We start from the raw sequence: 25469 nt of genomic DNA, 5'->3' as shown, positions 1-25469 counted from the left end.
CCCGGAACGCCCCGACCGGTGACAAACCCCCTTCCACATGTGAATATTCACGACCAGCCGGACCCGCCCCGTCCGCCACCCGAGGAGGCCGCCATGCAGCGGACCGACCACCCCGACCTCGCCACCGCCCTGCGCACCGGCCCGTTCCACCTCGCCCTGCGGACCGCGATCACCACCCGCGGCCTCGCCCTGCACCGCGTCCGCGAACACCTCGCCCTGCGCGGCGTCCACATCGGGGTCACCAGCCTCAGCTACTGGCAGCAGGGCCACCGACGCCCCGAACGGGCCGAATCCCTGCGCGCGGTACGAGCGTTGGAGGACGTCCTGGACCTCCCCGAGCACTCGCTCACCCGGCTGCTCGGACCTCGGCGCACCACCCCCGACGGCCCGGCCGGCCCTCCCGTCCGCCCCTACCGCGACCTGATCGCCCCGGCCGCCGCCGTCGACGACCTGCTCGCCACCATCGCCGGACCGCGCGACACGGGGCTGCACACCATCACCCACATCGAGCGGATCCGGATCGGCGCCGACCGCCAGCTGGTCCGCCGCGACTCCCAGCACGCCCTGCGCGCCCACCGCGACGGCATCGACCGCTACCTCGCCATCCACCAGGGCGACCCCGGCAGCGACATCACCCGGGTCGGGGTCAGGGCCGAGGAGAACTGCCGCCCGGGCCGGATCCGGCGCGACCAGACCCACGACCTGCTGGTCGCCGAACTCCTCCTCGACCGCCGGCTCCGGGCCGGTGACACCCACCTCCTCGGCTACGGCTTCGACGACGCGCCGTCACCCACGCCCAGCTGCGAGTACGTCCGGGGCTTCAACTCCGGGGCCGGGCAGTACGTCCTCCAGATCACCTTCCACCCCGCCGCGCTCCCCGTCCGCTGCCGCCGCTTCGCCCGCCGCGCCCCGGGCGAGAAGTCCTACGAGAGCGAGGAGTTGACGCTCGACGGCCACCGCTGCGTCCATCTGGTGGCCACCGCGCTCCGGCCGTGCCTGCTGGGCATCCGGTGGGACTGGGAGTAGCCGCCTCCCTTCACGGCGCCGGGTTCTCCGCCGTGCGGCGGGTGTCGTAGGCGGGGTCGACGGTGCCGAACAGCCGGTCCCAGACGGTGGTGTAGAAGCCCAGGTTGACCCCGGGGTCGACGTGGTGGCCCGCGTGGAACATCGGCAGCGCCACCCAGCGGAACACCGCGAGCCGCCGGGCCCGGGCCGGGAACGGCTCCACGCCCAGGTGGCCGAGCAGGCCGAAGACCAGGTTGACCACGACGTACCCGGCCAGCGCCAGGGCGGAGATCTCCCGGAGGCAGAGCACCGCGAGCCAGGTACCGCCGAAGCCCAGCACCTCCAGGGGGTGCAGGACGAAGAGCGTGGACGGGCGAGGGTCCGGGTAGCGGTGGTGCAGTTCGTGGGCCAGCCGGTAGAGCCGGCGACGGTGGGCGAGCCAGTGGCCCGCGTACATCAGGGCGTCCATCACCAGGGAGAACAGCAGCAGCTCGGCCACCGCCCGCAGACCGGTGTCCGCCGAGAGCCGCAGCAGACCGTGCCGCCAGAGTGCCCAGCCGGCCACTCCCACACCGGAGTTGAGAAGGACGGCGGTGGCCGTCAGCAGCCACTCGCGGCGGTCCGGCGGCGGGGGCGCCGGCGCCACCCGCCGGTCGCCGAAGCGGCGGACCAGCAGGCTCCCGGCGACCAGCGCCACCGCGAACAGGGCGAGGTTGCCGGCCAGCGCGCCGACCACCACCTCCCCCGGGCCCAGCCGGCCCGCCCGTTCGAGCAACCCGTCCACCGTCACGGCCACCTCCCCCGGCGGCCGTGGCGGCCGCCCCGTCCGGATCGGACGCCGGCCCGGGACGGGCGGTTCCCCCGTCCGCACCGGCCGGCGGCGCCGCTCAGGCTACGCGGGCCCGCCGGGCCGCCCGGCCCCGGAACTCCAGCACGGTGCAGTCCTCCACCGGCCGGTAGCCGATCTGCTGGTAGATCGAGTTGCTCGTCGGATTGGCGAGGTCGGTGTACAGCAGCACCTCCGTCGCACCGAGCCCCAGCGCGTGGGCCGAGGCCGCCGCCGTGACCCCGCTCCCGTAGCCGCGTCCGCGGTGGTCGCCCGGCGTGTAGACCGGGCCGATCCGGGACATCCCGGCGATCACCGCACTGTGCCCGGCGAGCGCCACCGGGCGCCCCCCGTCCTCCCAGAGGTGGAGCTGCCGGGCGGCGATCCGGTCGTCGGCGAGCGTCGCGACGCCGGAGGCCACCAGCCGGGCCTCGACCACGAACCGTCCGAGCCACTCGATCACCAGCTGCCGGTCCGACGGGTCGGCGAACCTGGCGCCGCCGGCCGGCGGACGCGGCGGTTCGGTCGGCTCGCCGAGCCGGTAGAGCCGCTCCCTGGTCCGGACGGACCCGGTGGCGCCGGTGGCGGCCTGCCAGGCCGCGGAGAACGCCGCCACGGCCGCGTCACTCCCGGCGACCTCGACGACGTCCGCCGAACCGGCCCCGACCGCAGCCCCTACCGCCGCCCCCGCTCCGGTCCGGGCGGCGGCGAGTTCGGCCGCCAGCTCGCCGGCCGCCGACACCGGCATCTCCCCGAGCCGCAGTGCGAACGGGGGCGTTCGCAGGAAGGCCCCGCCGACCGGCCCGCCGGGCTCGGGGCACCACCAGCCGAAGACCGGCGCGTCCCCGCCGTAGTAGTGCGGACCGCGCTCCCTCAGCCGGTCCGTCACGGTGAGCAGCACGGTGTTCCGGGCCGGGCTCGCGGCGAGGAACCCGCCCGCGCGGGTGTGGAACTCGTCGACGGAGGTGCTCAGGGTCCAGGCCATGGACCATCTTCGCCCGCCCTTTCGTCCGCGCACCACCCGATTTCCGGGGCACGGTCAGGAGGGCGCGCCGCCCGCCTCCGCCGTCGCGCCCAGCCGCTCCGCCAGCACCGCGGGGTCGGTGGTCGGCGCATCGCAGACGAAGTGCCGGCAGACGTACGCGGCCGGCGCCCCGCCCACCAGCGGTCGGTCGGCCAGCAGCGGCACCTCGTCGCTGCCCGCTCCCGGCTCGCCGAGCGCGACCACCGCGCCGGGTGCGGTACCCAGCAGGGCGACCCGGTGCAGCGCGGCGGTGGCCGGGTCGCCGGCCGACCCGATCACGGCGACCTCGCGCGGCCCGTCGGCCAGGGCCTCGGCGGCGGCCAGGCCCCAGCCGATGAAGCGGGGAGCGCGCGGGGCGAGTGCGCCGACGATGCCGAGCGCCCGCTCGGCCGCGGTCCGGTGACGTGCCGAACCGGTGTACGCGGCGTAGGTGAGCAGGGCGTTGGCGGCGGCGGTCCAGCCGGACGGGGTGGCGTTGTCGGTCGGGTCCTGCGGACGCCGGATCAGCTCCTCGGCGTCGTCGGCGGTGTCGAACAGCGCCCCGGTGGTCCCGTCGGCGAAGTGCTTGAGCACGGTGTCCAGCAGCCCGCCGGCCAGCTGGAGCCACTCGGCCTCACCGGTCACGGCGAACAGGGCGAGGAAGCCCTCGGCGGTGTCGGCGTAGTCCTCCAGCACGCCCGCGTTCGGACCCGGGCGGCCGTCGCGCGAGGTCCGCAGCAGCCGGCCGTCGGGGGTGAGGTGAACGGCGAGCAGCAGGTCGGCGGCACGCTCGGCGGCCTCGACGAGGTCGGGCCGGTCCAGCAGGGCGCCCGTCTCGGCGAGGGCGGCGACGGCCAGCCCGTTCCAGGCGGCGACCACCTTGTCGTCCCGGGCGGGTGCGGGCCGGGCGGCCCGCGCCTCGAACAGCCGGGACCGGACGCGCTCGTGGGCGGCGTCGTCCGCCGGGTCGGCGAGCAGCTGGAGCACCGAGGCCCCGTGCTCGAAGGTCCCCGCGCCGGTCACCTCGAACAGCTCGGCGGCGTACCCGCCGTCCGCGTCCCCCAGCACCTCGGCCAGCTGGGCGGGCGTCCACACGTAGTACGCCCCCTCGACCGAGCGGCCGGTCGCCGGGTCCGTGCTGTCCGCGTCCAGCGCGGAGGCGAACGCGCCCTCGGGGGTGCGCAGTTCGCGCAGCAGGAAGTCCGCGGTGGTCAGTGCGGTGCGGCGGGCGAGCGGGGAGCCGGTGGCCCGCCACAGGTGCAGGTAGGCGCGGAGCAGCAGCGCGTTGTCGTACAGCATCTTCTCGAAGTGCGGGACGACCCAGTCGGCGTCCACCGCGTACCGGGCGAACCCGCCGCCGAGCTGGTCGTGGATGCCGCCGCGGGCCATCGCCTCGCCGGTGCGGACGGCCATCTCCAGCGCCGCCTCCGAACCGGTCCGGGCGTGGTGGCGCAGCAGGTACTCGACGACCATGGCCGGCGGGAACTTGGGTGCCCCGCCGAACCCGCCGCGCCGTTCGTCGAAGTCACGGCTGAGCGCGACCAGCGCCTCGTGCAGGCCGGTCTCCCCCGGCGGCTGGTGCACGCCGCTGCCGACCGCGTACACCGACGCCCGCTCGGAGAGGTCGGCCCGGATCCGGGCGGCGACCTCGCCGACCTCGTCACGCCGGTCCCGCCAGGCCGCGTGCACGCCTTCCAGCACCTGCCGGAAGGACGGCATGCCGTGCCGCGGCTCGGGCGGGAAGTAGGTGCCGAAGTAGAACGGCTCCTTGTCGGGGGTCAGGAAGACGGTCATCGGCCAGCCGCCCTGCCCGGTCGCCGCCTGCACCGCCTCCATGTACACGGCGTCGACGTCCGGCCGCTCCTCGCGGTCGACCTTCACGGCCACGAACCGCTCGTTGGCGTACGCCGCGACGCCCTCGTCCTCGAAGGACTCGTGCGCCATCACGTGGCACCAGTGGCAGGCGGCGTACCCGACGCTCAGCAGGACCGGCACGCCGCGGCGGCGGGCCTCCTCGAACGCCTCGGGGCCCCACGGCCACCAGTCCACGGGGTTCCCGGCGTGCTGGAGCAGGTACGGGGACGTCGCGTCGGCGAGGCGGTTAGGCATGCCCCCATCCTTGCGCATCGGGCCGGCGCGCGGACGGGCGCCGGACTCACTCCTTCGAGGCCTCCGGCTGCTCGACGAAGTCGACCTTCTTGAACTGTCGGTTCATCGACTTGGCCAGGAACCAGGTGGCCACGCCGAGGACGGCGAAGACGACGAAGCCCAGCAGGCCGGGGGTGACCTTGGCGTCGTCGACGGCGAGCTCGGCGGCGAGGTGGGTGAGGTTCACGGAGGCGCTCATATCTCTATGGTGGCCCGGCTCACGGGGAGCCGGGCCGTCGGGGGGTGGTTCAGTCGCGCGTGTCGGCCGATTCGGCCGTCAGGCTGGGCGTGCGAAGGCCGGCGAACAGGTCGTCCTCCGGGAGGTCCACGTCGATGAGGGTACGGGCGAGCTCGTAGTCCTCCGTGGGCCAGACCTCGCGCTGGACCTCCAGCGGGACGCGGAACCAGGGGCCGTCCGGGTCGATCTGGGTGGCGTGCGCGATCAGCGCGCGGTCCCGGGTCTCGAACCAGTCGTCGCAGCGGACCCGGGTGGTGATCTCGCGCTCCTTGCGGCCGCTCTTCTCCCAGCCGGCGATCCACTCGCCGTAGGGGGACTCGTGGCCGTTCTCGGAGAGGTACTGGTGGAGCGCGCGGATCCGGCCCATCGGGAAGCCGTGGTTGTAGTAGACCTTCAGCGGCTGCCAGGGCTCACCGGCGTCCGGGTAGGCGTCCGGGTCCCCCGCGGCCTCGAAGGCCAGCATGGTGATCTTGTGGGTCATGATGTGGTCGGGGTGCGGGTAGCCGCCGTTCTCGTCGTAGGTCGTGATGACCTGCGGCTTGAACTCCCGGATCAGGCGGACCAGCGGTTCGGCCGCGTCCTTGACGTCCTGGAGGGCGAAGCACCCCTCGGGGAGCGGGGGCAGCGGGTCGCCCTCCGGCAGGCCCGAGTCCACGAAGCCCAGCCAGGCCTGCTTGACCCCGAGGATCGCGCGGGCCTCGTCCATCTCCTTGGCCCGGACCTCGTGGATGTTCTCCTCGATCTCCGGCCGGCCCTGCAGCTTGGGGTTGAGAACCGACCCGCGTTCCCCTCCCGTGCAGGTGGCCACGAGCACGTCCACCCCCTGGTCGACGTACATGGCCATGGTCGCCGCGCCCTTGCTGGACTCGTCGTCCGGGTGGGCGTGCACCGCCATCAGTCGCAACTGCTCAGTCAACGCGTGCGTTCCTTCCACAATGTCTGGGCGTCCCGCGCAAGCCGGTCTGCCCACCGTCTGAGCCGCTCGGTACGGGACCGCGTCACCGCGGGACCGGCCGCCGCACCTGTCGCCGACACGGCCGAGCCCCGCCCCCGCCGGACCGGCCGTGGGCGTGCCCCTCCTATAGTGACGGACTGGAGGAGCACCGCATTCCCCCGCACCACCCGCGCGGCCCCCTCCCCACGAGAGGACTGAGCCCGATGACCGCAGGCACCAGGACGCCGCAGCTGCCCGAGGGGCGCTACGGACGGCGCGGCGACCGCGAGGCGGACCGGCGGCTCAAGGTGATCGGCGCGGTCTGCGGAGTGCTGGCGCTGGGCCTGGTCACGTGGCTGGGAGCCTCGTACCTGATCCGCGAGACGAAGATCAACGGCGCCGTGCCGTCCTTCGAGGCGGTCTCCGACGTCGAGATGCAGCTGCACCTGTCGGTGCGCAAGAGCGACGGCACCGCGGGCAGCTGCACCGTCCGCTCGCAGGGCGAGAACGGCGCGGTGGTCGGGGTGGCCGACTTCCCGGTACCGGCGGACGGCTCCGGCTACGACGCGGTGGTCAGTCTGCGGACCACCTCCCGCGGCACCACCGCCGAGCTCCTCGGCTGCACCCCCGCGTAGCCGCCCGCGGAGGGCCGGCCCCCGGTAGTCACTGGCGGCGACGGCCACCCGGAGCGCATATTCGATCTGGAGAGCGGGCATCCGTAGAGGAGTCGCGCACCGCTGCTGTACATCTCGGCGCAATGTCGTCGTCAATGACGCGCCAACGGCCCTCCCGCTTGTCGGTGGGAGTTGTTAGGCTCGTGGTTTCGCCCCTTCCGCACCAGCTGGTACGGGAGCGGGCGTTGCTTTGTAGTTAAGACCGATATCAGCACCACCAGACGCGCTGACGACTCACACCCTCAGCACAGCCCCAGCACCTACGAGGAGCACCCGTGACCCAGACCAGCGAGAACGTGACCTGGCTCACTCAGTCCGGCTACGACCAGCTCAAGGCCGAGCTGGACCACCTGACCGGCCCCTGGCGCATCGAGATCGCCCAGAAGATCGAGGCGGCGCGCGAAGAGGGTGACCTCAAGGAGAACGCCGGCTACCACGCGGCCAAGGAGGAGCAGGGCAAGTACGAGCTGCGCATCCGCCAGCTCACCCAGCTGCTGGAGCGCGCCAAGGTCGGCGAGGCTCCGGCCGACTCGGGTGTGGTGGCTCCGGGCATGGTCGTGACGGTCGCCTTCGACGGCGACACGGACGACACCATGAAGTTCCTGCTCGGCTCGCGCGAGGTGGCCGGCGACGACGACCTGGAGATCTACTCGCCGCAGTCCCCGCTGGGCCGCGCGATCGACGGCAAGACGATCGGCGACGAGGCGACCTACGAGCTGCCGAACGGCAAGCGGGCCATGGTCAAGATCGTCGAGGTCAAGCCCTACGCCGGCTGACCCTTCCGACCGGCATCGGCCCCGGGACCGGACCACCCGTCCGACCGGCGCCGGCCGACCCCCGCAGAACGCCGACGAGGGCGGCCGTGGCACGAGCCACGGCCGCCCTCGCGCGTACCCGCCCACGGGCCGCGCCGCGGGTCAGCCCACGGCCGAGCGGTACTTGCGCACCGACAGCCACGAGAACGCCGCGATGATCGCCAGCGACCAGAGCACCGACATCAGTTCCGCGTGCTGCATCGGCCAGGCGTCGTCCACCGGGCCCACCTGGTTGCCGAAGAGGTTCCGGCAGGCCTGCACCGTGGCGCTGAACGGGTTCCAGTAGGCGATCCCCTGCAGCCAGCCGGGCATCGAGCTGACCGGCACGAAGGCGTTCGAGATGAAGGTCAGCGGGAAGAGCCAGATCAGCCCGGCCGAGGTGGCCGCCTCGGGGCTGCGCACCGAGAGACCGATCAGTGCGCCGATCCAGGAGAAGGCGTAGCCGAGCAGGAGCAGCAGTCCGAACGCGGCCAGCGCGGACAGCAGGCCCTCGTGGATCCGCCAGCCCACCAGGAGCGCCACCAGCGCGAGCACCACCAGCGTGAACGCGGTCTGGACGAGGTCCGCCAGGGTCCGGCCGACCAGGACCGCCGAGCGGGCCATCGGCAGCGAGCGGAACCGGTCGACCAGGCCCTTGGACATGTCCTCGGCGATGCCGGCGGAGGCGCCGGCCGTCGCGAAGGTGACCGTCTGGGCGAAGATGCCGGCCATCAGGAACTGGATGTACGTCGAGGAGCTGGACTGCGTCCCGGGGATCTGGATCGCCCCGCCCATGACGTACGAGAACAGCAGGACGAACATCACCGGCTGCATCAGGCCGAACACCACGATCTCGGGTATCCGGGACATCCGCCGCAGGTTGCGCTTCGCCACCACCCAGGAGTCGTGCAGGGTGGCGGCCGCTCCGCGGCGCTGTTTGGGTACCGCCCCGCCGATGGCGTGCTGGGTGGCCGTCGTCATCTCACAGCTCCTTGCCGGCCGTGACGGCCTGCTTGTCGGCGCCCGGGCCGCTCCCGGCCGGTCCGCCGCGGCCCTTGCCGTGGCCGGCCCCGCCCTTGCCCGCGGCGCCGTTCTCCTCACTCTCGGCCTCGGTGGCGTGGCCGGTGAGCGAGAGGAAGACGTCGTCCAGGGTCGGACGGCGCAGGCCGATGTCGTCGATCTCGATCGAGCGGGTGTCCAGCTCGCGGATCACGTCCGCGAGCACCCGGGCGCCGCCGCTGACCGGGACGGTGATCCTGCGGGTGTTGCGCTCCACGGTCGGCTCGCCCTGGGCGTACCCGGAGAGCGCGGCGAGCGCGTCGGCGACCAGGTCGGGCCGGTGCACCACGACCTCGATCCGCTCGCCGCCGATCTGCGCCTTGAGCTGGTCGGCCGTCCCGCGCGCGATCACCCGTCCGTGGTCGACCACGGCGATGTCGTGGGCGAGGCGGTCGGCCTCCTCCAGGTACTGGGTGGTGAGCAGCAGCGTGGTGCCCTGGTCGACCAGGGTCTCGATGACCTCCCACAGGGCGAGCCGGTTGCGCGGGTCGAGGCCGGTGGTCGGCTCGTCCAGGAACATCACCGGGGGGCGGACCACGAGGGCCGCGGCGAGGTCGAGCCGGCGGCGCATGCCGCCGGAGTAGGTCTTGGCGGTCCGGTCCTTGGCCTCGGTGAGGTTGAACCACTCCAGCAGTTCGAGCGCCCGGACCTTCGCCTCGCGGGCGGTCATCTGGTAGAGCTCACCGACCATCTGGAGGTTCTCGAAGCCGGTGAGGTACTCGTCGACCGCGGCGTACTGGCCGGAGAGGCCGATCAGGCTGCGGACCTCGTTGGGGTGCTTGAGGACGTCGACCCCGGCGACCACGGCACGGCCGGAGTCGGGGCGGAGCAGGGTGGTGAGGATGCGCACGGTGGTGGTCTTCCCGGCGCCGTTCGGGCCGAGCAGCCCGAGCACCGTGCCCTCGGGGACGTCGAGGCTGACGCCGTCCAGGGCTCGTACGTCGCCGAAGGTCTTCACCAGGTTCTCGGCTTGGATGGCTGGCGCCATGGCCTGCCTCATCTCCTTGGACGGTTGAGCGGTTCTGTCCCACTTTGCCCCGAATGAGGGCACGCAAGCGACTCGGTTCTCGCCTGCACGGCAACAAGACGCGATGTATCGCGAGTTTTGCAGAACGCGATATATCGCGCAAGGGAATTCGCTCCGCCATGGTGACACGCACCACTGACAACGGGAGCCCCACGGGAACCCCACCCGGGGCCCCACCCCCCTGCCCGGGCACCCCGCACCCGCACCCCGCACCCGCACCCCGCCTAGCGGGAGACCACGAACCCCGCGTCCCGCAGGTCGCCGAGCACCGCCGCGCAGTGCTCCGGCCCCTTCGTCTCCAGGTGGAGGTCCACCTCGACCTCGGTCAGCCCGAGCTGCGGGTCGACCCGCACGTGCGCCACGTCCAGCACGTTGGCGTCGACCTTCGTCAGCACCCCCAGCAGGTCCGCCAGCGCGCCCGGCTTGTCCGCCAGCCGCACCCGCAGCGACAGGTAGCGGCCGGCCGCCGCCAGCCCGTGCCGCAGCACCCGCTGCATCAGCTGCGGGTCGATGTTGCCCCCGGAGAGCACCGCCACCACCGGCCCCTCGAAGGAACCCGGCTGCTCCAGCAGCGCCGCCACCGGACTCGCCCCGGCCGGCTCCACCACCAGTTTCAGCCGCTCCAGGCCCAGCAGCAGCGCCCGCGAGAGCGAGTCCTCGGAGACCGTCCGGATGCCGTCCGCCAGGGTGTTGACGATCTCGAAGGGGATGTCCCCGGGCCGACCGACCATGATCCCGTCCGCCATGGTGGCGAACCGCTCCAGCGAGACGGGGCGTCCGGCCGCCAGCGAGGGCGGGTACGCGGCCGCGCCGGCCGCCTGCACCCCGATCACCCGCACGTCCGGCCGCAGCGGCTTGACCGCCGCCGCGATCCCGGCCAGCAGACCGCCCCCGCCCACCCCGACCAGGATGGTGCGCACCTCCGGGCACTGCTCCAGGATCTCCAGCCCGACGGTGGCCTGCCCGATGACGATGTCCCGGTGGTCGAAGGGGTGGATGAACACCGCGCCGCCCGCGTCCGCGTACCGCTGCGCGGCCTGCAGCGCCTCGTCCACGGTGGCGCCGTGCAACCGGACCTCGGCGCCGTACTCGCGGGTCGCGGCGACCTTGGGCAGCGGCGCGGCCACCGGCATGAAGACCGTGGAGCGGACCCCGAGCAGCGAGGCCGCCAGCGCCACCCCCTGGGCGTGGTTCCCGGCGCTCGCCGCGACCACCCCGCCGGCCCGCTGCACCGGCGAGAGACCCGCGATCCGCACGTACGCCCCGCGCAGCTTGAAGGAGCCGGTCCGCTGGAGGTTCTCGCACTTCAGGTGGACCGGCGCGCCGACCAGTGCGGACAGGTGCCGGCTGCCCTCCATCGGCGTCACCCGGGCTACCCCGACGAGCATCTTCTGGGCGCCGCGGACGTCGTCGAGGGTGATCGGCCAGCTGTGCATGACAGCAGCGTATGCCTTGGTGGAGGACCACCCGGGGACGTCGGACCTGTTCCCGGGCCCGCCCGGCCCGCGTACGCTGCTGGTTCTGAGCCTCTCTCACCGCACGACGATCGTGAGCCGCGATGACGACGACCTCGCCCCAGGCCACCGACCTCACCGACCCCGTGCACACCCAACTGCAGTACCAGCTCGCGGTGTTCGCCCGCAGGATGGAACAGGTCCGCGGCTCCGACGGAGTGGCCGCCCTGGTCCGGGCCGCCTACCTGCTGCTGGAACGCCTGGAGCGGGTCGGGCCCGCCAACGTCAAGGCCCTGGCCGACGCGCTCGGCGTCGACTCCTCCACCGTCACCCGGCAGGTCGCCCCGCTGGTGGCGGCCGGCCTGGTCGGCCGGGTCCAGGACCCGGCCGACCGGCGCGCCGTCCGGCTCGCGCTGACCCCGCTCGGCTCCGACCGGCTGGCCGAAGTCCGCGCCGGCCGGGCCGAGTTGACCCGACAGCTGGTGGCCGACTGGCCACTGGAGGAACAGCGCGAGTTCTGCGCCCTGCTGGCCCGCTTCAACCACTCGATGGAGTCGTACTCGGCGGGCCGGCAGAGCGCCTAGGCGTACTCGGGCCGGGAGTTCAGCCCAGCGCCCGCGTGAGGTCGGCCAGCAGGTCGTCGATCGACTCGATGCCGACCGAGACGCGCACCAGGTCCGCCGGCACCTCCAGGGCCGAACCGGCCACCGAGGCGTGGGTCATCCGGCCGGGGTGCTCGATCAGCGACTCCACGCCGCCCAGCGACTCGCCGAGGGTGAACAGCTCGGTCCGGTTGCAGACCTCGACCGCCGCCTCCTCGCCGCCGTGGACGCGGAACGACACCATGCCGCCGAACGCCTTCATCTGCTTCGCGGCGATGTCGTGGCCGGGGTGCTCGGGCAGGCCCGGGTAGAGCACCTGGCTGACCTTGGGGTGGCCGGCCAGCAGCTCGGCGACCTTCTCCGCGTTGGAGCTGTGCCGGTCCATCCGGACGCCGAGGGTCTTGATGCCGCGCAGCACCAGCCAGGCGTCGAACGGGCCGGAGACCGCGCCCATCGCGTTCTGGTGGTACGCGACCTCCTCGCCCAGCGCCGCGTCGGCCAGCACCAGGGCGCCGCCGACGACGTCCGAGTGGCCGCCCATGTACTTGGTGGTCGAGTGCACGACCGCGTCGGCGCCGAGCGCGATCGGCTGCTGCAGGTACGGGCTGGCGAAGGTGTTGTCGACCACCAGCAGCGCGCCGGCGCCGTGCGCGATCTCGGCCAGCGCGGCGAGGTCGGTGATGCCCAGCAGCGGGTTGGACGGGGTCTCCACCCACACCGCGCGGGTGTTCGGGCGCAGCGCCCCGCGGACGGTCGACAGGTCCTGGGTGTTGGCGACGGAGAACTCGACGCCCCAGCGGGTCAGCACCTTGGCGAAGAGCCGGAAGGTGCCGCCGTAGGCGTCGTTGGGGATGACGATGTGGTCGCCCGGCTTGAGGATCGTCCGCAGCAGGGTGTCCTCGGCGGCGAGGCCGGACGCGAAGGCGAGGCCGCGGGCGCCGCCTTCCAGCGCGGCGAGGCACTCCTCCAGCGCGGTACGGGTCGGGTTGGCGCTGCGGCTGTACTCGTAGCCGCCCCGCAGGCCGCCCACCCCGTCCTGCTTGTAGGTGGACACCTGGTAGATCGGCGTGACGACGGCCCCGGTCTGGGGGTCTGCTTCCTGACCCGCGTGGATGGCGAGAGTCTCGAAGCCCTGGGGAAGCTGGTGCTCGGTCATGCTCCGAGCGTAGTCGGCGAACGGCGGGGTGCCGCCCCGAAGGCGGCGACGCCCCGCAGGCCCGGCCGCCGCAGGCCCTACCGCCGCCGACCGCCGCCCGACCGCCGCCCGACCGCCGCACGCCCGGCCGGGCGGGGGCGGGCGGGGCCTCCCCCGGAATCCCCGGCGTCCCGTCCGCGTTGGAACGTCTGCAACCCTTTCCGACCCGCTGGAGCAGGCCGTGCTGTTCAACCGCCACAAGACCTCGCTCGTCCCCGCCGACCAGGCGCTCCCCGGCCGGGAGGCCCCGGCCTTCACCCTCGGCGAGCCGCACACCGTGCTCGGCCACCCGCTGACCGGCCCGTACCCGGCGGGGCTGGAGGTGGCCGACTTCGGGCTGGGCTGCTTCTGGGGCGCCGAGCGCACGTTCTGGCGCCTGCCGGGCGTCTGGACGACGCTGGTCGGCTACCAGGGCGGCCACACCCCGAACCCGACGTACGAGGAGGTGTGCAGCGGCCTGACCGGGCACACGGAGGCGGTCCGGGTGGTGTTCGACCCTGCGGTGATCTCCTACGAGCAGCTGCTGAAGACCTTCTGGGAGTCGCACGACCCGACCCAGGGCAACCGCCAGGGCAACGACGTCGGCACCCAGTACCGGTCCGCGGTCTACACCCACTCCCCCGCCCAGGCGGCGTCCGTGGCCGCCACCCGGGACGCCTTCCAGCCTGAGCTCACCGCGCTCGGCCTCGGCCCGGTGACCACCGAGATCGCCCCGGCCGGCCCGTTCTACCCCGCCGAGCCGTACCACCAGCAGTACCTGTCGGACGCCAAGAACCCGAACGGCTACTGCGGCCTCGGCGGCACCGGTGCCAGCTGCCCCATCGGCGTGGCCCGGACCACCGAGGGCTGAGCCCGCGGGTCCCTCCGGCTTTCCGCCGCCTCCCGGCGGGCGCAGACTGGAAGGACCAGTAGGGCGGCCCCGCCACCCCTCCTGGTGGCGGGGCCGCCTCGTCCCCGAGGAGCCCCTCATGGCCGGCCTCATGCGCAGAAGCTTCGACACCGATCCCGAGGAAGTCCGCCCGTTCGAGGGCGGCAAGGGAGAGGTGCGCCTGGTCAACCTGGACGGCGGTGCCGTCGGACGGGGGGTGTTCGAGCCCGGCTGGCAGTGGTCGAAGCACGTCAGGCCCATCGCGCAGACCGACAGCTGCCAGGCCGCCCACGTCGGCTACGTCGTCTCCGGCCGGATGGCGATCGCCATGGACGACGGCGAGGAGGCCGAGTTCGGCCCCGGCGACTTCATGATCTGCCCGCCCGGCCACGACGCCTGGGTGGTGGGCGACGAGCCGGCGGTCATCCTGGACTGGCAGGGCTTCGGCGACTACGCCAAGCGCGGCTGAGCACCCCGCCGCGCCCCCGGACGCGGGTCAGGCCCGCCGGACCTCGTGCATGAAGCACCCGAAGTGCAGCGCGCGGACGTGCACCACGGCCACCTCCGGATCGGCGAGCAGGGCCGCCGCGCCCGCCTCGGCGGTCTCCGGGACGACCGGCACGCCGCCCAGGATGTGCCCGCGCCGGTCGTACGCGCGCAGCACCCGCTCGCTGCCGTGGAACCCGGTCGGCCAGCCGTCCCCGCCGACGCCCGCGCACGGCCCGTCGTGCACGAAGACCGGGCCGACCTCGTCGTACGGGCCCGGTTCGGCCCCCGTCTCGGCGGCCCAGCGGCGCAGCGGCGCGTAGGAGACCAGGGCGATCCGGTCCCCCGGCAGGCCCTTGCTCAGGCAGCAGCGCAGCGGGGCGCCGCCGGTCTCGTCGACGGACCGGACCGGCGGGCGGCCCGCGTCGTCGCGGACCAGCAGGGAGCGGTGGACGCCCGGGTCGATCGGGCGGACGGCCAGGGCGGGCGTGGTGGTTGTCGTCATGCCGTCCACCCTGCCGCCGGAGCCGCGCCGGGTCCGGCGGGTTTCGGTCGTCGCGTTCGGCGGCGCCGGGAGGTCCGGCCCGCCCGGGACGGGGTCTGCGGCGGGGCCCGTGACGGGCCCGCGGCGGGGGTCAGACGGCGCTGGCGGCCTTCCAGTCGGCCCAGTCCATGTTCCAGCCGTTGAGGCCGTTGGACGGCACCACGGTCTTGTCGCCGGAGTTCACGACCTCGACGACGTCGCCGATCATCGAGCTCTTGAAGAACCTGGCGCCGTCGGCGCCCTGGTCCTGCCCGCCCTTGACGTCCCGCAGGCCGATGCAGCCGTGGCTGGTGTTCTGGCTGCCGAAGATCGACGGCGAGGACCAGTAGTTGCCGTGGATGAAGGTGCCGGAGGTGCTGAGCCGCTGGGCGTGCGGCACGTCCGGGATGTCGTACTCGCTGCCGAGGCCGACGGTCTGCGAGTTCATCCGGGTCTGCTGGTACTGCTCGGTGATCACCATCTTGCCGCCCCAGGTGCGGAACTCGGGCGAGCCGCCGGAGATCGCGTAGACGGCGCTGACCTGGCCGTCGGTGGTGACGGTGAGCTTCTTGGTGGCGAGGTCGGCGACGCTGGTCTGCGCCCGGCCGACGGTGAAGCGGACGTCCTTGGACTGGGTGCCGTAGACGCCCTTGGCGCCCTGGACGTCCTTGAGCCTGAGCTTGACGGTCACCTTGGTGCCCTTGGCCCAGTACTGCTGCGGCCGGAAGTCGAGGCGGGTGCTGGAGAACCAGTGCCCGACGATCTCGACGCCCGGCTCGGCTATGACGGTGATCGCCTGCTGGACGGTCCTGCGGTCGGTGACCGGCTTGCTGAAGTTGATCGAGACGGGCATGCCGACGCCGACGACCGAGCCGTCCTCGGGGGTGAAGTAGCCGACGAAGGTGTTGGCCGGGGTCGCCGTGGTGAAGACGGCGTTGGCGTCGGCCTCCAGCTTGTCCTTGTCGGTGGCGGCGGCGGTCACGGTGTACTTGGTGCCGCTGGCCGGCGCGGCGGCCGAGGTCCAGCCGGTGCCGTCGGCGGAGAGCTGGCCGGCCAGGGCCTTGCCGGTGGAGTCGGTGACCTTGACGGCGGTGAGGGTGCCGTTCGCGACGGTGACCTTGACCGGGTCGCTGAAGCTGGCCGAGGCGGCGCCGTCGGCGGGCGTGACGGTGATCACGGCGACCGAGGTCTTCGGCGTGCTGGTGGCGCTGGGCGTCGCCTGGCCGCCGCCCGTACCCGCGCCCGTGGTGCCGGTGGCCGTGCCACCCGTGCTGCCGCCGCTGCCGCTGCCAGTGCCAGGACCGCCGCTGCCTCCGGCCCCGCTCTCGCCGCCCTTGGTGTCGTTGCAGGCCGCCAGCAGCAGGACCGGGGCCCCGATGAGACCGGCCAGCACACCGCGCCGGCTCCAGCTGCCTCCGGCCGACCGGCCCTGACCGTCCCCTGCCGCCACGTCGCCCACTCCCTGCTCATCATCCGGGCATTACGGATAGAGAAACGCAATCCATGCGTTCACGGTTCCATCACCAACGGGTAGCGATCGTACGAGATGACGAAACTTACCGCCAAATATGGACAAAACGCCCGGTCTGCGAAGGCAGACCGGGCGATCACGGGCCGTGACGGACAGGCCCTACTGGGCGGGCCCTACTCGGCGGGCTCCTCCACGGTGTACTCGTCCCACTCGTCGCCCTCGGGATCGAAGTCGGTCTTCGCGGACTCCCAGGTCGCCGAGGCGAGCTCGACGCCCGGAACGTCGCCGAGCAGCGCCACCGGGTCGATGAAGTGGGCGAGCGAACCCGACGGGTCCACCTCGATGGCCTCGACGGACTGCGCGCGCTCGTCGTCGTCGAGGTACTCGTCCACCGCCACCTGCTGCAGGGCCGCCGCCTTCAGCGCCCCCTCGTCGGTGATCTCGGCGATGAGCTCGATGTTGAGCCGGACGTAGCGGGGAGCGTCCTGGCCGGTCGTGTCAGTGCTGGTCATGCGTGCGAGATTACGGGAAGGGCCGGCCCCTCCGGAGAGGGACCGGCCCTGCCGCCTCCGCCGGACTCCCCCACCCGGGAGTCGCGGAGACGCGCCAAGCGGCGCGGTTGCCGCGGGAGCCGCCGCACCCTGCGGTCCGGCCGGAGCCGGGCAGGGGCGGGACGACGGCGTCTCCCGCGGGCAAGGACACCGCCGGCCGGGTCAGGGCCGGCCGTCGTGCCCGGAGACGATCGGCGCCGCCGGGGAGCCGCTCCCGGACCGTCGTCGTCGCCTCACTCGGCGTCTTGCCGTTGACCACAACGATGGCGCAGCGTTGTTAAGCGCGTGCTGCGCGCAGGTGACGCGGGTGTACCAGTTCGCCCGGAAACGGAACCTCAGCCGTCCGGTCGGGGAGGGCGGCTGACCGGGCCTCAGTGCCCGGCGCGGCTGCCGGCCAGGAATCCGAGCAGGTCCTGGCGGGTGACGATGCCCTGCGGCTTGCCCTCCACCAGCACCACCGCGGCGTCGGCCTTCTCCAGCACCGACATCAGGTTGGTGACGGTCTCGCCCGAGCCGACCACCGGCAGCGGCTTGGACATCACCTTGTCCAGCGTGTCGCTCAGCTGGATCTCGTTCGCGAAGACGCCCTCCAGGAGCAGCTTCTCCGCCACCGAGCCGATCACCTCGCCGGCCATGATGTCCGGGTGGCCGGCCCCCGGCGAGACCACCGGCATCTGCGAGACGCCGTACTCGCGCAGCACCCGGACCGCCTCGGCGACGGTCTCGCTGGGGTGCATGTGGACGAACTGCGGGATGCCCTCGTGCTCGATGGCGTCCTTGCGGGCCAGCACCTCGCCGATGTGCGCCTCGTCGGTGGCGGACGGCAGGAAGCCGTAGTCGGCCATCCAGTCGTCGTTGAAGATCTTCGACAGGTAGCCGCGGCCGCCGTCCGGCAGCAGCACGACGACCACGTCGTCCGGGCCCAGCTTCTTGGCGACCTCCAGCGCGGCGACGACCGCCATGCCGCAGGAGCCGCCGACCAGCAGGCCCTCCTCCTTGGCGAGGCGGCGGGTCATCTGGAAGGAGTCCTTGTCGGAGACCGCGACGATCTCGTCGGCGACACCCCGGTCGTAGGCGGTCGGCCAGAAGTCCTCACCGACGCCCTCGACCAGGTACGGACGGCCGGTGCCGCCGGAGTAGACCGAACCCTCCGGGTCGGCGCCGACCACCTTGACCTTGCCGCCGGACGCCTCCTTCAGGTAGTTGCCGGTGCCCGAGATGGTGCCGCCGGTGCCGACGCCGGCCACGAAGTGGGTGATCTTCCCGTCGGTCTGCTCCCAGAGCTCCGGACCGGTGGAGTGGTAGTGCGAGGCCGGGTTGTCCGGGTTGGAGTACTGGTCCGGCTTCCAGGCGTTGGGGGTCTCGCGGACCAGGCGGTCGGACACGTTGTAGTAGGAGTCCGGGTGCTCGGGGGCGACGGCGGTCGGACAGACGACCACCTCGGCGCCGTACGCGCGCAGGGTGTTGATCTTGTCGGTGGACACCTTGTCCGGACAGACGAAGATGCACCGGTAGCCCTTCTGCTGGGCCACGATCGCCAGGCCGACGCCGGTGTTGCCCGAGGTCGGCTCGACGATGGTGCCGCCGGGCTTCAGGGCGCCCGAGGCCTCGGCGGCCTCGATCATGCGCATCGCGATCCGGTCCTTCACCGAGCCTCCGGGGTTGAAGTACTCGACCTTCGCGAGCACGGTCGCGCTGATCCCCTCGGTGACCTTGTTCAGCTTGACCAGTGGCGTGTTGCCGACCAGGTCGATGATCGAGTTGTGGTACCGCACGGGGGTCCTCCCGGTCTGTGGGCATGCGAGTGCTTTTCGGTACTGCAAAGCCTAGGCCGTGCCATCGACCCCGGCCCGCCCCTTCCTCCCCGCCCTGCACCCCGGCCACACCGGGGGCGTCCCGCCCCTCTTCCGCACCCGCGCACCGGGCGCCGCCCGGACCGGCTCCCGGCGGTCCGGGCAGCGCCCCCGCCGCGCCGTTCCGGTCCGGGGACCGGCCGGAAGCCGGCCCCGGCCCGGCCTCCCCGCCCCGCTCCCGGTGCCACGAACGGCCCACCCCCGTCGTAGCCCAGCGCCAACCCGGGTAGGAGGGGTGTACACGCATCGGCAACGGCCCCGTCGGGGCGGCACGAGGACGCGAAGGGGGTACCGGATGCCAGGGGCACACGAGTCGCGGGCCCGGGTGGCGCGCCGGATCGCCACCGCGGCGGCGTACGGCGGAGGCGGGCTCGGCCTGCTGGGCGTGGGCCTCGTCGGCCTGCTGCTGACCGAGAGCAAGCTGGCCGTCCAGGCCATCGGCGTCCTGGAGGGCGATCCGCCCCGGGCCGACGGCGTCTACGGCGAGGCGTTCGCCGACGCCTCGGCCGGTTCGCGGCCCCCTCTGGTGCTGGCCTTCCTCGGGGACTCCACCGCCGCCGGCCTCGGCGTGCTGCGGGCCCGGGACACCCCGGGCGCGCTGCTCGCCGCGGGCCTGGCCTCGGTGGCCGAGCGCCCGGTCCGGCTGGTCAACGTGGCGTTCTCCGGCGGCCGGTCCGCCGACCTGGCCGGCCAGCTGGACCTGGCCCTGCCGCACCGCCCGGACATCGCCGTGATCATGGTCGGGGCCAACGACGTGACCCGGCACAGCCCGGCCCAGCTCGCGGTGCGCCAGCTCGGCGAGACGGTCGCGGCGCTGCGGGCGACCGGCTGCGAGGTGGTGGTCGGGACCTGCCCGGATCTCGGCACGATCAAGCCGGTCCACCCGCCGCTGCGCTGGGTGGCCCGCCGGCTCAGCCGCCAGCTGGCCGCCGCGCAGACCATCGCCGTGGTGGAGGCCGACGGCCGGACGGTCTCGCTGGGCTCGCTGCTCGGGCCGGAGTTCGCCGCCCGCCCCGAGATGTTCGCCGCCGACCGCTACCACCCGTCGGCCCAGGGGTACGCGACGGCCGCGATGGCCGTGCTGCCCTCCGTCTGCGCCGCGCTGGGCCTCTGGCCGGAGGAGGAGCGGCCGGCCGGCCGGGTGCCGGGCGAGACGGTGCTGCCGGTGGCGGTGGCCGCGGCGGCAGCGGCCGGGCGGTCCGGCACCGAGGTGGCGGCGGTCGGCACCGAGGGCGCGGTCCGGCGCTGGGCGCTGCTGCGGAACCGGCTGCGGATCGGCCTTCCCGGCTCCTGGGCGGTCTCGGACCCCGACACCGGGCGGACCGCCGGGCCCGCCCCCGCACGGGGGCCCGGGCAGGGCCCGGCGCGGGCCGCGGCGCCCGGTCCGGCACAGGGCCCGGCGCACGCCCCCGCGAAGGCCGCCCCGGCGCAGGCCGCGGACGACGGGAACACGTCGGCCAGCTCACACGCCGGGGCGGGTGACGCCTGACCTACCAGGCGGTAACTTTCCTACCCGGGCGTCCGTCGTCCGGCCCGCGCCCACCCGGCCCGGGGCCGCCCCGGGCACCCGTAGCCGAAGGTCACCCAGCGAGGAGCCCGCCATGCCCGAAGCCGTCATCGTCAGCGCCGCCCGTTCGCCGATCGGCCGGGCCTTCAAGGGCTCCCTCAAGGACGTCCGCCCCGACGACCTGACCGCGCACGTCATCGGCGCCGCACTCGCCAAGGTGCCCCAGCTCGACCCCCGCGAGATCGACGACCTGATGCTCGGCTGCGGCCTGCCCGGCGGCGAGCAGGGCCACAACCTGGCCCGCATCGTGGCCGTGCAGATGGGCATGGACTACCTGCCCGGCACCACCGTCACCCGTTACTGCTCGTCCTCGCTGCAGACCACGCGGATGGCGCTGCACGCGATCAGGGCCGGCGAGGGCGACGTCTTCCTCTCGGCCGGCGTGGAGACCGTCTCGCGCAGCGTGAACGGCACCTCGGACCTGCCCGGCACCACGAACCCGCTCTTCGACGAGGCCCAGGCCCGCACCGCCGAGCGCGCGGCGCAGGACGGCGGCGAGTGGCACGACCCGCGCGAGGACGGCCTGCTGCCGGACGCCTACCTCGCCATGGGCCAGACCGCCGAGAACCTGGCCGCGCTCAAGGGCATCACCCGCGCCGAGCAGGACGAGTTCGGCGTCCGCTCGCAGAACCTCGCCGAGGCCGCCATCCGGGCCGGCTTCTGGGAGCGCGAGATCACCCCCGTGACGCTGCCCGACGGCACCGTCGTCTCCGCGGACGACGGCCCGCGCGCCGGCGTCACGCTGGAGGGCGTCTCGGGCCTCAAGCCGGTGTTCCGCCCGGACGGCACCGTGACCGCCGGTAACTGCTGCCCGCTGAACGACGGCGCCGCGGCGCTGGTCGTCATGTCCGACACCAAGGCCCGCGAGCTGGGCATCACCCCGCTCGCCCGGGTGGTCTCCACCGGGGTCAGCGCGCTCTCCCCCGAGATCATGGGCTACGGCCCGGTCGAGGCCTCGAAGCAGGCCCTCAGGCGGGCCGGCCTGACCATCGGCGACATCGACCTGGTCGAGATCAACGAGGCCTTCGCCGCCCAGGTCATCCCGTCCTACCGCGACCTCGGCGTCGACCTGGACCGGCTGAACGTCAACGGCGGCGCCATCGCGGTCGGCCACCCCTTCGGCATGACGGGCGCCCGGATCACCACCACCCTGATCAACTCCCTGCAGTGGCACGACAAGCAGTTCGGCCTGGAGACCATGTGCGTCGGTGGCGGCCAGGGCATGGCGATGGTCGTCGAGCGGCTCAGCTGACCGCTCCGGCGTCAACCCCCAAGGGTCCAGACCACCCGTTTGGAGTGACGCTGCGTAATTGAGGGCCGGATCACACCGAAAGGTCGATCCGGCCCTCGATTCATTCATTTCCGGGCCGAAAATCGACAGTGCGGAGCGGATCAACTCCGCAGCGTAGAACGGTGTTACCTAACAATTTGGGGACAAGGGGGAAAGTCACTGACAAATTGGACATTCACCCCTGCGGTAACACGGCCGCATGCGGCAATGTGGAGACGTAACCCCGTTCCACTCCTCCCTAGGAGTACGTTCCGTGAGCGTCGTCTACGCCATCCTGCTGCTGATCCCGATCGCCCTGTCGACCACCGTCCTGTTCCACCTCCGGGGAATCTCCCGCCGTCTGGACGCGCAGGCCGCGGCCGCCGACCACCCCGCCGCGGTCGACGAGGCCGCGATACGCCGGGCCGTCGCCGAGGCACTGGCCGCCGACCGCGAGCGGGAGATCACCGAGGCCCGGGCGTTCTGGGCCGAGCAGGAGGCCCGCGCGGCCGAGGACGCGCCGCTGTTCGACTCCCCCTTCACCGGCGTCCTCAGCAGCACCGAGGAGTGGCCGCTCTTCTTCCCCCGGCCGACCGGGCCGCAGGAGGCCGCCGACAACGCCGGCACCATGGACCCGGAGTTCGGCGAGGCGCTGCGCTCCGCCCTGGAGGACCTGATCAACGAGGGCGGCGCCCACCCGGCCGATCCCGTCACCGAGGGCGGCAGCCCGCTGCGCCCCGGCCACCCGGCCGGCCACCCGGCCGGTGGCCCGGCCGGCGAGACCGCCGGGGACGCCCGGGCCCGGCGCGAGGCCGACCTGCTGGCCACCGGGCTGGAGGCCGGGCTGCTGGACGCCGGCTCGGCCGTCGAGGAGGCCCCGGTGGCCGCCCCCGACCCGCGCCGCCACCCCTCGCACCCCGACTTCGTGCCCAGCCAGGCACCGTCCCGCGAGTGGACCGACACCCGGCTGACCGCGCTCGCCGAGGAGGGCACCGCCCTGGTCGACGTCCGCCCCGGCCCGCTCGGCACCCTGGACGTCTACGCCTTCGCCGACGGCACCACGCTCTGCGTGGCCCCGGGCGACCGCGAGGCCGCGTACCGGCTGATCGACGCCGTACGGGCCGGTGAGAACGTCCGGCTGCTCGGCGGCTCCCGGTTCTCCGGCTCCTACTCCCTGACCTTCTCCACCGACGAGGACGCCGTGTACGTGCTCGCCGACCGGGTGGTGGCCAGCATCTGACGCAGCGGCGGGAAGGCCGGCCGGGTCAAGGGGTTACCGACCCGGCCGGCCTTCGGCGTGTCCGGGACCGGCGCGGCCCGGCGAGGGCCCGGACGAGGGCCCGGACGAGGGCCCGGCCCGGCCCCGGCGCGGCAGGCTCCCGGTGACGTTGCCGGTGAGTTCCGGTGAGCTCCCGGCGGGGCACTCGCCCGTCCCGCTCAGTGGCAGAGCGCGGCCGCCCGCGCCACCCGGGCCGACGCCTCGGCCCGGACCGCCGCGACCGTCGACGGCCCGCCGAGCTCCGCCGGCAGCGCCACCCCGTCGTCCCCGGGCAGCCCGGCCAGTGCCGCCACCAGGTCGTGCCCGGTCACCGCGAGCTGGTCGCCGACCGCGAACGCCCCGGCCTCCGGGAGTTCCCGCACCGGCCCGCCCTCGACCGCCCGCGCCGCCGCGGCCAGCCACCGGGCCAGGGCCAGCGCGGCCGCCGCCCGCGACGCGTGGCCGGGGACCACACCGTGCAGCCGGCTCTGCGGCATCGAACGGAACCGGTCCGCCAGGGCGTCGACCGCCTCGGCCAGGGTCTTCTCATCGGACATGCCGCGAGCATACGGCGCGGCCCGCGAGCGCCCGTACGCGAAAGCCGCCGGGCCCCGGAGCGAGTGCTCCGGGGCCCGGCGGCCGTGTGCGCACGAGGCGCGAGAGGCGTCCGCGAGGACCGGCGGCTAGTCGTCGCCGCGCAGGATCGCGATGAGCCGCAGCATCTCGATGTAGATCCAGACCAGCGAGAGGGTGAGCCCGAAGGCGGCCCGCCAGGACTCCTTCTGCGGCGCGCCCTGCGCGATGGCCTCCTCGATGGCGGCGAAGTCCAGCGAGAGGAAGAAGGCGCCGAGGGCGATCCCGATCAGGCCGACCACGATGCCCAGCGGGCCGGAGCGCAGGCCCATGTCCGCGCCGAACAGCGACGCGACCATGTTGATCATCAGCAGCAGCACGAAGCCCATCGCGATCGCGATGCCGATCCGCGTGTAGCGCGGGGTGACCCGGATCCGGCCGGTCTTGTAGGCGATCAGCATCGCCGCGAAGACCGCCGCGGTGCCCAGGACCGCCTGGATCGCGATGCCCGGCAGGGCGGCGTTGAGCATCTTGGTGATCGCACCGAGCGCGAAGCCCTCCAGGGCCGCGTAGGTGAGGATCAGCGGCGGGCTGACGCTCCGCTTGAACGAGACCACCATGCCGACCACGAAGGCGACCAGACCGGCGCCGATGGCGAGGCCGTAGTTGCGGTCCGGCAGGAGGAACCAGGCCAGGCCGCCACCGGCGACCAGGGTGAGCAGCGTCATCGCGGTGCGCGCGACCACGTCGTCGAGCGTCATCCGGCCCGTCGCCAGCGGACCGGCCGACGGAGCCCGGTACATCTCGACCAGCTGGTCGTCGGTCAGCGGCGCCTGGCCCTGCGGCTGCTGCGCGTAGGGGCTGCCGGCGTACGGGTTGTTCCCGTACGGGTTGTTGCCGTACGGGTTGGTGGCGGACGGGCCCCCGGCCGACGGGGTCTGGGTCGTCCCGAAACCCGCGTAGCCGGACTCGCGGGTGAAGGACCCTTCCCGCGAGAAGACCGGGTTGCTGCTTCTCATTGCTCATTCCCTCCGTGGCGGTACTGCACCGCCCGTCACAAGGGTAATGGCTTGGCAAAAAAACCAACATCCGCCGCGAGGAGGATCCGGCGGGAACGTGCGGCGGGGGACGTCCGGCGGGGACGCCGGTCGGCGTCCCCGCGAGTCGGTCGGTGCCCGGAGCCGGACTCGAACCGGCACGGCCTCACGGCCAAGCAGTTTTAAGCTGCCCGTGTCTGCGTTCCACCATCCGGGCGTCCTGCGGACCCGGCCTCGCCTGCGGACCGGAGAGCAGCGCTCCGCCCCCGTACGGGCCACCCCTGAGCCTAGTATCCCGGCCTCCCCTTTCGCATGTTCCGAGCCAGGGAAGTTGTCATGTTTCCTTGCCATCTGACGAACAGTTCGCGATTTGGCCACCCAGGGCGTGCGATCCGGCCACCGGCCCTCCGGTCAGGGTCGGTGTCATACCGCAGGAGGAGGGCGTCAGCTGGGCGTACGCCCAGCGGTGGTCAGGCCAACCGTCCGGCGGAGCGACGAGAAACCATGATCACGTGGCCGAGCATGGAGGTACGGCTGGACACCCCCGGAAGGGGCCCGGCCGGCCAACGACTTCCCCGGCGCCGTCCGGGCCCGTCCTGCCCGCGACCCCAAGGAGCACCCCGTGACCACGTCGACCGCAACCGCCGTCCGCACCGGCCGGGCGGCCGCCCGCGCCACCGGCCTCAACAAGGTCTACGGGGAGGGCGAGACCCGCGTCGTCGCCCTCGACAACGTCAGCGTCACCTTCCCGCAGGGCGAGTTCACCGCCATCATGGGCCCCTCCGGCTCCGGCAAGTCCACCCTCATGCACTGCATGGCCGGCCTCGACACCGTCTCCTCCGGCTCCTCCACCATCGGCGACACCGAACTCGTCGGCCTCAAGGACAAGCAGCTCACCCAGCTGCGCCGCGACCACATCGGCTTCGTCTTCCAGGCGTTCAACCTCCTCCCCACCCTGACCGCCCTGGAGAACATCACCCTCCCGATGGACATCGCCGGCCGCAAGGCCGACAAGCAGTGGCTGGACCGCGTCGTGGACACCGTCGGCCTCTC

General features: G+C 73.4%; 25 protein-coding genes and 1 tRNA gene. 10 read left to right on the top strand and 16 right to left on the bottom strand.

What is annotated here, in order from left to right:
• The first annotated feature begins 93 nt into the window (after positions 1-93).
• Positions 94-1026: a hypothetical protein gene (locus tag ACFWIC_RS36285; RefSeq protein ID WP_329879710.1), complete on the top strand. Its 933-nt coding sequence runs from the start codon at positions 94-96 to the stop codon at positions 1024-1026.
• Between the two features lie 10 nt (positions 1027-1036).
• On the opposite strand, the gene ACFWIC_RS36280 is transcribed toward ACFWIC_RS36285, so the two are convergent.
• The 5 genes from ACFWIC_RS36280 to mca all read right to left on the bottom strand — a co-directional run bounded on the left by ACFWIC_RS36280 (position 1037) and on the right by mca (position 6136).
• Positions 1037-1795, bottom strand: coding sequence for a sterol desaturase family protein (locus tag ACFWIC_RS36280; protein WP_380521180.1), 759 nt, complete (start codon positions 1793-1795; stop codon positions 1037-1039).
• 97 nt (positions 1796-1892) lie between these two features.
• Entirely contained in the window at positions 1893-2816 is a 924-nt protein-coding gene (locus ACFWIC_RS36275) for a GNAT family N-acetyltransferase (RefSeq protein WP_380521179.1), read from the bottom strand.
• A 54-nt stretch (positions 2817-2870) separates the two neighbouring features.
• Entirely contained in the window at positions 2871-4943 is a 2073-nt protein-coding gene (locus tag ACFWIC_RS36270; RefSeq protein ID WP_380521177.1) for a thioredoxin domain-containing protein, read from the bottom strand.
• Positions 4944-4989: 46 nt separating this feature from the next.
• Positions 4990-5181, bottom strand: coding sequence for a hypothetical protein (locus ACFWIC_RS36265; protein ID WP_329879706.1), 192 nt, complete (start codon positions 5179-5181; stop codon positions 4990-4992).
• A 49-nt stretch (positions 5182-5230) separates the two neighbouring features.
• The gene (mca, locus tag ACFWIC_RS36260) at positions 5231-6136 is read right to left on the bottom strand and encodes a mycothiol conjugate amidase Mca (RefSeq protein ID WP_329879705.1); all 906 of its coding nucleotides are present in this window, start codon (positions 6134-6136) and stop codon (positions 5231-5233) included.
• A gap of 242 nt (positions 6137-6378) precedes the next feature.
• Here mca and ACFWIC_RS36255 point away from each other — a divergent pair, with 242 nt between their 5' ends.
• On the top strand, positions 6379-6789 hold the full coding sequence (locus ACFWIC_RS36255; RefSeq protein WP_329879704.1) for a DUF4307 domain-containing protein: 411 nt from the start codon (positions 6379-6381) through the stop codon (positions 6787-6789).
• A 314-nt stretch (positions 6790-7103) separates the two neighbouring features.
• Complete coding sequence (gene greA, locus ACFWIC_RS36250; RefSeq protein WP_329879703.1) at positions 7104-7604, top strand: transcription elongation factor GreA; 501 nt, start codon at positions 7104-7106, stop codon at positions 7602-7604.
• A gap of 141 nt (positions 7605-7745) precedes the next feature.
• Here greA and ACFWIC_RS36245 read toward each other — a convergent pair whose 3' ends face one another.
• From ACFWIC_RS36245 to ilvA, 3 genes are all read right to left on the bottom strand, one after another.
• Entirely contained in the window at positions 7746-8603 is an 858-nt protein-coding gene (locus tag ACFWIC_RS36245; RefSeq protein ID WP_329879702.1) for an ABC transporter permease, read from the bottom strand.
• A gap of 1 nt (position 8604) precedes the next feature.
• Positions 8605-9669, bottom strand: a complete 1065-nt coding sequence (locus tag ACFWIC_RS36240; RefSeq protein WP_380355552.1) for an ATP-binding cassette domain-containing protein — start codon at positions 9667-9669, stop codon at positions 8605-8607.
• 263 nt (positions 9670-9932) lie between these two features.
• Positions 9933-11144 (bottom strand): threonine ammonia-lyase, encoded by a 1212-nt coding sequence (ilvA, locus tag ACFWIC_RS36235; protein WP_329948134.1) that lies wholly within the window; start codon positions 11142-11144, stop codon positions 9933-9935.
• 122 nt (positions 11145-11266) lie between these two features.
• Here ilvA and ACFWIC_RS36230 point away from each other — a divergent pair, with 122 nt between their 5' ends.
• Complete coding sequence (locus ACFWIC_RS36230; RefSeq protein WP_329879699.1) at positions 11267-11746, top strand: MarR family transcriptional regulator; 480 nt, start codon at positions 11267-11269, stop codon at positions 11744-11746.
• Positions 11747-11765: 19 nt separating this feature from the next.
• On the opposite strand, the gene ACFWIC_RS36225 is transcribed toward ACFWIC_RS36230, so the two are convergent.
• Positions 11766-12920 carry a cystathionine gamma-synthase gene (locus ACFWIC_RS36225; protein ID WP_380355546.1) on the bottom strand — a complete coding sequence of 385 codons (1155 nt, stop codon included), beginning with the start codon at positions 12918-12920 and terminating at the stop codon, positions 11766-11768.
• Positions 12921-13140: 220 nt separating this feature from the next.
• Between ACFWIC_RS36225 and msrA the strand changes: the two genes are divergently transcribed.
• Together msrA and ACFWIC_RS36215 are read left to right on the top strand one after the other, a co-directional pair.
• Entirely contained in the window at positions 13141-13809 is a 669-nt protein-coding gene (msrA, locus tag ACFWIC_RS36220; RefSeq protein WP_380355543.1) for a peptide-methionine (S)-S-oxide reductase MsrA, read from the top strand.
• Positions 13810-13927: 118 nt separating this feature from the next.
• Complete coding sequence (locus ACFWIC_RS36215) at positions 13928-14296, top strand: cupin domain-containing protein (protein ID WP_329948131.1); 369 nt, start codon at positions 13928-13930, stop codon at positions 14294-14296.
• A 27-nt stretch (positions 14297-14323) separates the two neighbouring features.
• On the opposite strand, the gene ACFWIC_RS36210 is transcribed toward ACFWIC_RS36215, so the two are convergent.
• From ACFWIC_RS36210 to ACFWIC_RS36195, 4 genes are all read right to left on the bottom strand, one after another.
• Positions 14324-14818 carry a DUF1203 domain-containing protein gene (locus ACFWIC_RS36210; protein WP_329879695.1) on the bottom strand — a complete coding sequence of 165 codons (495 nt, stop codon included), beginning with the start codon at positions 14816-14818 and terminating at the stop codon, positions 14324-14326.
• A 130-nt stretch (positions 14819-14948) separates the two neighbouring features.
• The gene (locus tag ACFWIC_RS36205) at positions 14949-16286 is read right to left on the bottom strand and encodes an Ig-like domain-containing protein (RefSeq protein WP_380521174.1); all 1338 of its coding nucleotides are present in this window, start codon (positions 16284-16286) and stop codon (positions 14949-14951) included.
• 194 nt (positions 16287-16480) lie between these two features.
• Positions 16481-16819: a hypothetical protein gene (locus ACFWIC_RS36200; protein ID WP_329879693.1), complete on the bottom strand. Its 339-nt coding sequence runs from the start codon at positions 16817-16819 to the stop codon at positions 16481-16483.
• A gap of 410 nt (positions 16820-17229) precedes the next feature.
• The gene (locus tag ACFWIC_RS36195; protein WP_329879692.1) at positions 17230-18633 is read right to left on the bottom strand and encodes a cystathionine beta-synthase; all 1404 of its coding nucleotides are present in this window, start codon (positions 18631-18633) and stop codon (positions 17230-17232) included.
• A gap of 373 nt (positions 18634-19006) precedes the next feature.
• Here ACFWIC_RS36195 and ACFWIC_RS36190 point away from each other — a divergent pair, with 373 nt between their 5' ends.
• From ACFWIC_RS36190 to ACFWIC_RS36180, 3 genes are all read left to right on the top strand, one after another.
• Entirely contained in the window at positions 19007-20200 is a 1194-nt protein-coding gene (locus tag ACFWIC_RS36190) for an SGNH/GDSL hydrolase family protein (RefSeq protein WP_329948128.1), read from the top strand.
• A gap of 112 nt (positions 20201-20312) precedes the next feature.
• Positions 20313-21530 carry an acetyl-CoA C-acetyltransferase gene (locus ACFWIC_RS36185; RefSeq protein ID WP_380521171.1) on the top strand — a complete coding sequence of 406 codons (1218 nt, stop codon included), beginning with the start codon at positions 20313-20315 and terminating at the stop codon, positions 21528-21530.
• 292 nt (positions 21531-21822) lie between these two features.
• A complete protein-coding gene (locus ACFWIC_RS36180) occupies positions 21823-22788 on the top strand; it encodes a hypothetical protein (RefSeq protein WP_380355532.1) in 966 nt (321 codons plus the stop codon).
• Between the two features lie 197 nt (positions 22789-22985).
• Here the strand turns inward: ACFWIC_RS36180 and ACFWIC_RS36175 are convergent, their stop codons facing one another.
• From ACFWIC_RS36175 to ACFWIC_RS36165, 3 genes are all read right to left on the bottom strand, one after another.
• Positions 22986-23363, bottom strand: coding sequence for a hypothetical protein (locus ACFWIC_RS36175; protein WP_329879688.1), 378 nt, complete (start codon positions 23361-23363; stop codon positions 22986-22988).
• 126 nt (positions 23364-23489) lie between these two features.
• A complete protein-coding gene (locus tag ACFWIC_RS36170; protein ID WP_380355528.1) occupies positions 23490-24398 on the bottom strand; it encodes a Bax inhibitor-1/YccA family protein in 909 nt (302 codons plus the stop codon).
• 153 nt (positions 24399-24551) lie between these two features.
• Positions 24552-24633, bottom strand: a tRNA-Leu gene (locus tag ACFWIC_RS36165).
• A gap of 405 nt (positions 24634-25038) precedes the next feature.
• Here ACFWIC_RS36165 and ACFWIC_RS36160 point away from each other — a divergent pair.
• Positions 25039-25469 (top strand): ABC transporter ATP-binding protein (locus ACFWIC_RS36160; RefSeq protein ID WP_380521169.1); only part of this gene is annotated, 431 nt, incomplete at its 3' end.

This window comes from Kitasatospora sp. NPDC127035 (assembly GCF_042726075.1).
GTDB lineage: Bacteria > Actinomycetota > Actinomycetes > Streptomycetales > Streptomycetaceae > Kitasatospora.
This window is presented reverse-complemented; position numbering and strand designations above follow the sequence as displayed.

Excerpts from the sequence above, each read along its gene's own strand:
- ilvA (WP_329948134.1), bottom strand. The coding sequence starts at position 11,144 with ATGCACAGCTGGCCGATCACCCTCGACGACGTCCGCGGCGCCCAGAAG.
- ACFWIC_RS36175 (WP_329879688.1), bottom strand. The coding sequence starts at position 23,363 with ATGTCCGATGAGAAGACCCTGGCCGAGGCGGTCGACGCCCTGGCGGAC.
- ACFWIC_RS36270 (WP_380521177.1), bottom strand. The coding sequence starts at position 4,943 with ATGCCTAACCGCCTCGCCGACGCGACGTCCCCGTACCTGCTCCAGCAC.
- ACFWIC_RS36190 (WP_329948128.1), top strand. The coding sequence starts at position 19,007 with ATGCCAGGGGCACACGAGTCGCGGGCCCGGGTGGCGCGCCGGATCGCC.
- ACFWIC_RS36265 (WP_329879706.1), bottom strand. The coding sequence starts at position 5,181 with ATGAGCGCCTCCGTGAACCTCACCCACCTCGCCGCCGAGCTCGCCGTC.
- ACFWIC_RS36285 (WP_329879710.1), top strand. The coding sequence starts at position 94 with ATGCAGCGGACCGACCACCCCGACCTCGCCACCGCCCTGCGCACCGGC.
- ACFWIC_RS36255 (WP_329879704.1), top strand. The coding sequence starts at position 6,379 with ATGACCGCAGGCACCAGGACGCCGCAGCTGCCCGAGGGGCGCTACGGA.
- ACFWIC_RS36210 (WP_329879695.1), bottom strand. The coding sequence starts at position 14,818 with ATGACGACAACCACCACGCCCGCCCTGGCCGTCCGCCCGATCGACCCG.
- ACFWIC_RS36215 (WP_329948131.1), top strand. The coding sequence starts at position 13,928 with ATGGCCGGCCTCATGCGCAGAAGCTTCGACACCGATCCCGAGGAAGTC.
- ACFWIC_RS36230 (WP_329879699.1), top strand. The coding sequence starts at position 11,267 with ATGACGACGACCTCGCCCCAGGCCACCGACCTCACCGACCCCGTGCAC.
- ACFWIC_RS36275 (WP_380521179.1), bottom strand. The coding sequence starts at position 2,816 with ATGGCCTGGACCCTGAGCACCTCCGTCGACGAGTTCCACACCCGCGCG.
- ACFWIC_RS36200 (WP_329879693.1), bottom strand. The coding sequence starts at position 16,819 with ATGACCAGCACTGACACGACCGGCCAGGACGCTCCCCGCTACGTCCGG.
- ACFWIC_RS36185 (WP_380521171.1), top strand. The coding sequence starts at position 20,313 with ATGCCCGAAGCCGTCATCGTCAGCGCCGCCCGTTCGCCGATCGGCCGG.
- ACFWIC_RS36240 (WP_380355552.1), bottom strand. The coding sequence starts at position 9,669 with ATGGCGCCAGCCATCCAAGCCGAGAACCTGGTGAAGACCTTCGGCGAC.
- ACFWIC_RS36170 (WP_380355528.1), bottom strand. The coding sequence starts at position 24,398 with ATGAGAAGCAGCAACCCGGTCTTCTCGCGGGAAGGGTCCTTCACCCGC.
- ACFWIC_RS36225 (WP_380355546.1), bottom strand. The coding sequence starts at position 12,920 with ATGACCGAGCACCAGCTTCCCCAGGGCTTCGAGACTCTCGCCATCCAC.
- ACFWIC_RS36245 (WP_329879702.1), bottom strand. The coding sequence starts at position 8,603 with ATGACGACGGCCACCCAGCACGCCATCGGCGGGGCGGTACCCAAACAG.